The sequence below is a fragment of the Candidatus Jordarchaeum sp. genome (assembly GCF_052745115.1).
In genome coordinates this window covers 1-5684 of the sequence record NZ_JBRAKS010000250.1, presented here as the reverse complement: position 1 = coordinate 5684, position 5684 = coordinate 1, and the positions used below count along the sequence as shown (strand labels likewise).

Genomic DNA, 5684 nt, shown 5'->3' with positions numbered 1-5684 from the left:
AAACTCGGAAAAGAAATTTAAAGAGGGGGGTGACAAATGTCTATGATTTCTACATCTTTTATTAAAAAATTAGCCAAGAAAAATTCTAAAATATTATAAACAAGTTCTGGAGTAAAACCTTGAGCCAGAAGCCCAGATCCCAAAAGGGATAAGTAAATACGTAGACACCAATGGTAACAAATATTGCAACTATAGCTCCTGCTATTGCTTGCCCTGTTGTGTGTGCTTTTAACTTGACTCTCGACCAAATTACCAGCACTATTAAGGCAATGGAGAAAAGCGCAATTAATCCATAAACATAAACGAGGGCGGTTGAGGGGCCGGATATTCCAGCTGTGTGCACGCTAATTTTCCACTTCAAATTGATTAACGCTACAGCTAGAGTAACGAAAGCATAAGTCAGAGAAATAACGTACATAATAATGGATTTTTCACATAGAAATATTGCGGCTCCAATAAAGTAAATCAAAATGGCAAGGATAAAGAAAAATGTTCTAGATCTACGAGAAGACACCCAAATATCAACCTTACCTCTAACGAATGCAACTAGTACAGGCGAAATCGGAAGCACAACGATAAAAGCTATTCCCAGAAGAAAACACTGAAGAGGATTCAGTAGAGGCCCTGTGCCAATAGGGGACATAAAAGCAAAGATTATAACAACCATAAGGCTAATGAGCTGAGGGGTAAGAATCTTGGATATCAAGTCTGCAATACGATAAACAGTTTCTTTCCCATTTTTTCTAATATGTTTCGACTGATTCTCTTGTTCTTTCGTATGCCCTTCATCTTTCCCTTTAAAATCAGGATTCAAATCCAAGCCTCCAAAACAAATTATAAATGCTCATTTCTTGAGCGATGTGGTATAAAAAAATATTGTTAAAAATGGAAAAAAACTTAATATTTACCTAAATTAGGGAGTTCGTCTAGGACTACTGACGTAACTTCCTTATGCAGATTTCACTGCATTTCATTTTCCAAGGATCACTTCAGTGGCCTTTACTATTGCCTGCACTTTGTCTCCTACCTTTAACTTTAGTTCTTCGGCCGCTTCCTTGGTTATGACCGCTGTGAGCACTATTGGTGCATCAATCTTTACCTTAACCTTAGCAGTAACAACTCCCTTTTCGATTTCGGTAACGCTACCTTTAATTTGGTTTCTGGCACTTAACTTCAATCTTGATCTCCTCCCGTTATACTAAATATTTTCTGGTTTGTCCACCATTATCTCTGTGGACTTGATAAATATGTTGATTAGATCACCATTATCTATTTTGAGGTCTTCAACTGATTTCGTGGTAATTATGGACGTTAAAGTAAACGGTTTTTTCAACTCTATTTGGATAAAGGCTGCCAAGTCACCAATTTCCACATTTACTATTTGACCGCTTAATCTATTTTTATCCGGAATGGAGAACCCGCAGGCCTCCCAGAGTTCAGAATTCTCAAGCGCCAGCCGTATAAAGTTTTCAAAGCGGTTGTATTTTCTCATAAGATACTTCCCCAGGGGGGTAAGCCTCATGCCGCCTCCACCATCCTTTCCTCCCTTAAAAGTTTCAACAATGGGGCCGCCTAGTTTTTTCTCAATTTTTTTCAAGTAACCCCAAGCGTATCTATAAGATATGTTCAGATTTTTTATGGCTTTGGTGAGAGAACCCTCCTTCTCAATATTTTCCAAAAGTTTAGCTCCCCCTCTGCCCAGAAGAGATTCGCCCTCAAATTCTAACCAGATTTTAGTCTTGGGAACCACTTCCAATTACATCACCAAACTCGAACCGTCAAGGATTCTTAATATTCCCCATCATCGATTAAAAGCCTTCAATTTTTTTAGTTTTACGAAAAAAATTATTCAGTCTGGTATCTTGATTTTCTATCAATTAGCTTGTCTCCAGTCTTTGTATTTTTAATCTGAATAACCCTGTGTAGGGGAATTATAGCCTCATCACCCATATAAGAATATGTGAAGAAGCCCCCACTTATTTCACTGATACTAGTATAGGGAATTTCCTTAAGATTTCCTTCATCGGTTCTGTGGATGAAAATTACCGAATACGATTCTGGATCATGTCTTTTGTCCCAGCGAATCTCATTAAGTAGATCTCTTACGGTAACCCTTCGACCTTCACGACAATCTCTGCAAAGAAGTAGACTTCTACCCTTGTATTTCACTTCTTCCACATCTATGGTGCTGCCACACTTTTCACATTGAATCTTCAAATCAGCCACTTGAACTATTTTAGGAAAGAAAAACACTTTTTATATAATAAACTTTAGCCAAAATTGAAAACCTCGCAGTTTAATAGTTATAGTTATTTCTAATTTTGGATGAAAACCAGACTATTGGTTTCCCCAATTTAATTTATTCAAATCTTTTTCTAATTTCGCCGGGAAGGTATAATAAGAGCGTAAAACCAATAAATGCGGGGAGTACTTGGCAGATTTGGATAAGTATAGTGCTTGTGGTTAAGGAGGCTAGGGTGTATAAAACGTTCAAGTTTAGAGTGGGCGGTATGAAGGGGATTACTATATTATATAATGCGTAGGCCACTGTGAAGATATAAGCCCACTTTTTTAGCTTGTAAAATCCGATGCTCGATACAAACAGACCAGCACCTAAGAAGAATAGGAGTATCATGGTTGCGAGTGCCTGAGTGGTTTTGGGTAACTGTGTTAAATAAGATAAAATCCACAAGTTGAGAACACTGGGTGAAAAGGCATAGTATAGAAAAAAGTATGTCTGAAGACTTTTTTCCGTCCAACTGAGCATTGGCATAAGATAGGAGAGATAGCTACCCAGTATAGTTATAAAAGACATCAAAAATAGAAAAATTGAAATTATTAAGGAACCCAAAGGTTTTGTACTCATAAATAAAACCTCTTTTCCAGATATCCGATTCTAATTTTCCATCAATCTTATCAAGGCTTCCAAGTTTAAAAATCGAGAGTACCTTAATTTGTTCATTTTTTACATCATTTAATAAAAATATTGTGGAGGAAACTGTTTCCTAGGTTTTCTGTGTTTGGGAAGGTATTTATGTTTGTGATTATATAAAAAATGATTAACGTTTAGTTTGTAGAAGAGGGTGCTGTGATGACTTTAGAGGAGCTAGATTATGGTGAAGTTATTTCCATCGTAAACGGGAACTTGGCGAGCGCCAATCGATTATATGAGGAAGGAAAAATTAATTGGGTTGAAAGAGACATACTAATCTCTGCCTGCGGTCTTGCAAGAAAAGATAAGAATGCTGAAGAAAAACTATACAAACTTTTTCAAGAATATCTTGAAGGGGAAGGGTTTGAACAAATGAAGCAATTCGTAGCAGACAAAAGCAGAGTCACATGGCTAATCTTTGTCAAATCCTATAAGGTTCCCAAAGATGTACCACCAATAGAGGAAAAAAGGTTTGATTTAGAAGAACATCGGAAGAAAATTGTAATCATCAGAAACTCTCTCATTGAAGTCTTTGAGAAAAAATAGAATCACAAAATTTGAGGGATAGGATATGGAATGCGGGGAGATAGTAGAGAAAGCAAAACAAGCTCAAGAAAAAGGAGAAATAAAAGAGGCAATCGAACTCTACAAACAGGCATCTGAATGCCTTGAAAAGGCCGGAGAAAGCAAACAATTATCCAAAACGTTCCAAATTTTAGGAGAACTCTACATCCAGAAAGAGGATTACTTCAGTGCGGCCAGCGCTTTTAAGGACGCGATATTACGCTACTTATTTTCAGGTAACATTGAGGCGGCAAAAGAGGTTTCCCAAAATGTCACAGAGGAGGAAGTAAGAACTCATCAAACATTTCAGTTTGCACTCAACATTCTGGAAGAGAGATTAACAGCGCCAGCTGCTGGGGATGAAGAATTTACATTTGAGGAGCCCCTAACTGAAGCAGAAATGAAATCTGCCCTGGAGAAAAATCGATGAGAAAATTGAGATTTTACCGGCGGATGATGCAATCTATGAGATTCTGGGAGGCAAAACTGAAAATTTTATTCCCTCAGTAGAAGTAGTTCATCTATCAGGTAAACCAACAGAAAGACAGTTATCAAAATTGCTCAGAACTGTTCTGGAGAAAAAAAGGGTGAGATTAAAATCCGAAATTATTTCCACAGTTACCGCCAAAAGAGGGGGAAAAGATTTTGAACTCAGCTTCAAAACTTCCATTGAAAGAGAGAATTCAGAGTTTTTAGCCGAAGTATATTTTGAAAATACTTACGAAACGGATTTAAAAGACACTATTCTCACATGTTACGTCCCAGCCTCCTACAGTATTGAGAAGATTGATTCTCAAATTAGACCAAAAAAGGAGCCTAGCCTTGAAGGAATGGATGTATCATTTGACTTGAAAAAGTTATCTCCAAAAGAAAAGATTTACTTTAATTTTACATTGAAAAGAAACATTTCCCGAACAGTGATAATAAGTCAGGGAAAGGAAATTCTGATTGTTAGAACCTATTTTCCAATTATTCCTGAAACAACCAAACGTTACAAATCGAACCTAATCTTTTTCAACAGCACGGGAAAACGGATGGAAAATGTTATACTAGAGGATGTAATTCCCTTAGAGTTTTCAGTTGTGGAATTCTCCGCAAAGAATTTGCATCCATACGCAAGAGAAGGAGAAGACACCATTCTAAAATGGGTAACATCTAAATTTGAGAAAGATGATAAATGGGAAATCACCTATATTCTAGAGCCCAGAAAAATCACCAGAATAATTGAAAAACAGCTCCAGCTGAAGGATGGGCGAAACATAGGTAGATTAACAAAAATTATAGAGCCACAGGATGAAAAAGGACAGTTCATTGTGAACATAGAATTCCAAAATACGACACATTCTGATCTTGAAGATGTGAAAATAGAAGACAAGATTTTTCCAAGTCAGAAGCTTGCCGGAGCAACCATTGAACCGGAGATATCAACAAAGGAAAATATGAGTCATATAATATGGAATTTCACTAAAATCTTAGAGAATCAATCAATAGAAATTTATTATCTAATCGAGGGGAAAAAAGAACTGTATAAAGAAATTCCAGAAATCGAAATAAAAGATTATAAGAGCTATGGCGTTAGACGAGTGTCTACCGAACAATATTAGGGAATTTTAAGAGCCAGAAAAACTAATGAAGTTTAAAAAACAAGCCACTTAACACTCTAGAATATTTTTGTTATAAATCGAAATAGAAACCGCATCATACTTTACTAACTTCTATATCTTTAACTTCTCACAAAATCATTACCTTTCCAAATACTTAGTCAACTATTTGAATTTAAAAATAAAAAATTAAAAAATCCCGCCCACCACTGAAGTAAGCCATTAAATTGAAAAAATATGAAAAAGAAAAAATTGAAGAAAGGTATTAAATTTTAACTGATTCGGGTATTAGATATTTATGACCAAGTTTAGCTGAATTTTTTTCTCTTCTTTAATTACTTTATCTTTTTCTTTTCCTTTTTCATTTGCAAAATCATTTTTTGAATTTTTTCAACGCGCTTCTCAGAATCCCTTCCAAGCTGGTCAAAAAGTGCCGCTACTTTTAAAGCGTTTTTCTTCTTCGCTGCATCTTCCATTTTCGCATAAGTAGCTACTGCTTTTTTCTCCATGGAAAGTGCAGAGGCTAATGGGTCCGATTTTTTACTTGACATAACTCTCACCCCTAATGTGTATAAATATTTCAATAA

Annotated in this window: 9 protein-coding genes; 3 read left to right on the top strand and 6 right to left on the bottom strand. The window is 36.0% G+C overall.

The window, feature by feature from the left end; genetic code table 11:
• Positions 1-85: 85 nt before the first annotated feature.
• The 5 genes from ACUVXA_RS15130 to ACUVXA_RS15110 form a co-directional block, all read right to left on the bottom strand.
• Complete coding sequence (locus ACUVXA_RS15130) at positions 86-814, bottom strand: hypothetical protein (protein WP_445872115.1); 729 nt, start codon at positions 812-814, stop codon at positions 86-88.
• Positions 815-970: 156 nt separating this feature from the next.
• The gene (locus ACUVXA_RS15125) at positions 971-1177 is read right to left on the bottom strand and encodes a TOBE domain-containing protein (RefSeq protein WP_445872114.1); all 207 of its coding nucleotides are present in this window, start codon (positions 1175-1177) and stop codon (positions 971-973) included.
• 21 nt (positions 1178-1198) lie between these two features.
• Positions 1199-1750, bottom strand: coding sequence for a TOBE domain-containing protein (locus tag ACUVXA_RS15120; protein ID WP_445872116.1), 552 nt, complete (start codon positions 1748-1750; stop codon positions 1199-1201).
• 95 nt (positions 1751-1845) lie between these two features.
• Positions 1846-2217, bottom strand: a complete 372-nt coding sequence (locus ACUVXA_RS15115; protein WP_445872113.1) for an RNA repair domain-containing protein — start codon at positions 2215-2217, stop codon at positions 1846-1848.
• 142 nt (positions 2218-2359) lie between these two features.
• Positions 2360-2866, bottom strand: a complete 507-nt coding sequence (locus tag ACUVXA_RS15110; protein ID WP_445872112.1) for a hypothetical protein — start codon at positions 2864-2866, stop codon at positions 2360-2362.
• Between the two features lie 225 nt (positions 2867-3091).
• Here ACUVXA_RS15110 and ACUVXA_RS15105 point away from each other — a divergent pair, with 225 nt between their 5' ends.
• From ACUVXA_RS15105 to ACUVXA_RS15095, 3 genes are all read left to right on the top strand, one after another.
• Positions 3092-3478, top strand: a complete 387-nt coding sequence (locus tag ACUVXA_RS15105; protein ID WP_445872111.1) for a hypothetical protein — start codon at positions 3092-3094, stop codon at positions 3476-3478.
• 25 nt (positions 3479-3503) lie between these two features.
• Positions 3504-3926: a hypothetical protein gene (locus tag ACUVXA_RS15100; RefSeq protein ID WP_445872110.1), complete on the top strand. Its 423-nt coding sequence runs from the start codon at positions 3504-3506 to the stop codon at positions 3924-3926.
• A 157-nt stretch (positions 3927-4083) separates the two neighbouring features.
• Positions 4084-5100: a hypothetical protein gene (locus ACUVXA_RS15095; protein ID WP_445872109.1), complete on the top strand. Its 1017-nt coding sequence runs from the start codon at positions 4084-4086 to the stop codon at positions 5098-5100.
• 332 nt (positions 5101-5432) lie between these two features.
• Here ACUVXA_RS15095 and ACUVXA_RS15090 read toward each other — a convergent pair whose 3' ends face one another.
• Entirely contained in the window at positions 5433-5648 is a 216-nt protein-coding gene (locus ACUVXA_RS15090; protein ID WP_445872108.1) for a hypothetical protein, read from the bottom strand.
• Between the last annotated feature and the right edge of the window lie 36 nt (positions 5649-5684).

Excerpts from the sequence above, each read along its gene's own strand:
- ACUVXA_RS15110 (WP_445872112.1), bottom strand. The coding sequence starts at position 2,866 with ATGAGTACAAAACCTTTGGGTTCCTTAATAATTTCAATTTTTCTATTT.
- ACUVXA_RS15105 (WP_445872111.1), top strand. The coding sequence starts at position 3,092 with ATGACTTTAGAGGAGCTAGATTATGGTGAAGTTATTTCCATCGTAAAC.
- ACUVXA_RS15100 (WP_445872110.1), top strand. The coding sequence starts at position 3,504 with ATGGAATGCGGGGAGATAGTAGAGAAAGCAAAACAAGCTCAAGAAAAA.
- ACUVXA_RS15090 (WP_445872108.1), bottom strand. The coding sequence starts at position 5,648 with ATGTCAAGTAAAAAATCGGACCCATTAGCCTCTGCACTTTCCATGGAG.